The organism is Dietzia sp. HMSC21D01 (assembly GCF_001815995.1).
Lineage (GTDB): Bacteria > Actinomycetota > Actinomycetes > Mycobacteriales > Mycobacteriaceae > Dietzia > Dietzia cinnamea.
This window is the reverse complement of record NZ_KV824024.1, coordinates 1-1,665: the sequence shown is the minus strand read 5'-3', so window position 1 is coordinate 1,665 and position 1,665 is coordinate 1. Positions and strand designations below refer to the sequence as shown.

The following is a 1,665-nucleotide window of genomic DNA, read 5'->3' as shown; positions in this document are numbered from 1 at the left end:
GGGGGGCTCCGGCGGTGACGGCTCCGGCATCGCGGCGCTCGCCGGCGCGCGGGCGCTGCCGGAGTTGACCGGGTGGGACGCCTACGTCAACGACGTGGCCTTCGACGATCTCGGCCGACTCGCCGCCGCCGGGTCCGACGAGCGGGTCCGCGTCTACGATCCCGCGGGGCGCGTGCTCACCGAACTACCCGCCTCGCAGGTCGCGACCGGCGTCCGGTTCACCGACTCCGACCTGGTGACGTACTCGGTCGACGGCCTGGTCCGGCTCTGGCCGCTGGGGCGCCTCGGGGCCGCGCCGGAGTCCAACTCGATCTCCCAGACCGCCTCTTCGCAGGACCGGACCTCCGGGGTCCTCGGCGTCACCGCCGCGGAGATGCACCACACCGTCGTCGACACCACCGGTCCCGTCCCGCGCGAGACCGGCCGCGTCATCCCCGGCGACGACACCCGGTTCTCCGGCTCCGGGGCGATGTCCCCCGACGGGCGGGTCGTCTACGCGGGCCTGGCGGACGGCGGCGTGCAGGTGTTCACCGCGCCCTACGGACCCGCCACCCGGCCGGTCGCGAGCCTGCCCGTCACCTCCGGCGTCGTGGTGGCCAACCCGCTCAGCCCCGACGGCCGCACCCTCGCCGTGTACAGCGACACCAGCCCCGACCTCGGCCTGGTCGACGTCACGGATCCCACCCGCCCCGCGCTGCGGGTGACCGTGCCGCTGCCCGACCCGTGCGTGGTCGCCGAGTTCTCCTCCGACTCCCGGCAGCTCGTCGTCCCGACCCTCGGCCCGGAGACCGTCATCCTCGACACCGCCGACCCCGACCGGCCGGTGGTCGCGCACCGGCTCACCACCGGGATCGGCGCGTCGCCGTCCGCGGGGCACGCCCACCACTCCCCGCTGCTCGCCACCTCCGGCGGCGACAAGACCGTTCGACTGTGGGACGTCTCCGACGCGTCCGCGCCCGCCGAACTCGCCTCGTTCGCGGCTCCACCCGGTGAGATCTACTGGACCGCGTTCTCCGCCGATGACGATCTGCTCCTGCTCACCTCCAGCACCGGGCAGGTGACGGTCATCGACGTCGCCGACCCGTCCGATCCGCGACCGTGGGCCGTGCTCGGCTCGACCACCGACCCACTGCTCTACCAGGGCCGCAGCGCCTCCCCGGCGGGCGGACTACTCGCGGTGGGCGCGGAGGGCGCCATGTGGATGTGGCAGCTCGACCCCGACCGCGTGGTGAGCGACGCCTGCGCCGGCGGCGTCCAGCTCACCGGCGAGGAGTGGGAGCGTCACTTCCCGGACACCGAGCCGTTCGACCTGTGCAGCTGACCCGCGCGGGGGCTGACTCAGCCGTGCTGCAGCCCGATCGTCAGCGCCTGCGTCACCGGGATCACCGTGAGGAACAGGAACGCCGCGACGGTCCAGCCGATCCACACGGGTTGACGCCACCCCGCGCGGTAGCCGCCGGCGGCGGTCACCATGCAGATGAATCCGACCAGGATGCACAGGAACATCCAGATCATGGCGCTGGTAGTCATCGGATCGGGTCCTTCGTCTCGGGGTCGGTGGGCGGTGGCCCACCGGAGTCTGAGGGGGTCGCACGGAATGCGAGCGGCGCGGCCGGCGAACCGGGCGCACCGGCCCCGGCGGGGCGAGCGGCCCCGGTGGCCCCG

2 protein-coding genes are annotated in these 1,665 nt (G+C 74.1%); one reads left to right on the top strand and one right to left on the bottom strand.

Annotated elements, in window-relative coordinates; translation table 11 throughout:
- The coding region (locus tag HMPREF3086_RS13330; RefSeq protein WP_141764093.1) for a WD40 repeat domain-containing protein at positions 1-1,321 on the top strand (1,321 nt) is incomplete at its 5' end.
- Positions 1,322-1,338: 17 nt separating this feature from the next.
- Here HMPREF3086_RS13330 and HMPREF3086_RS13325 read toward each other — a convergent pair.
- Entirely contained in the window at positions 1,339-1,530 is a 192-nt protein-coding gene (locus HMPREF3086_RS13325) for a hypothetical protein (RefSeq protein ID WP_070722359.1), read from the bottom strand.
- Positions 1,531-1,665 lie beyond the last annotated feature (135 nt).

Bases quoted from the DNA above. Each gene is read 5' to 3' on its own strand.
- HMPREF3086_RS13325 (WP_070722359.1), bottom strand. From the start codon at position 1,530: ATGACTACCAGCGCCATGATCTGGATGTTCCTGTGCATCCTGGTCGGA.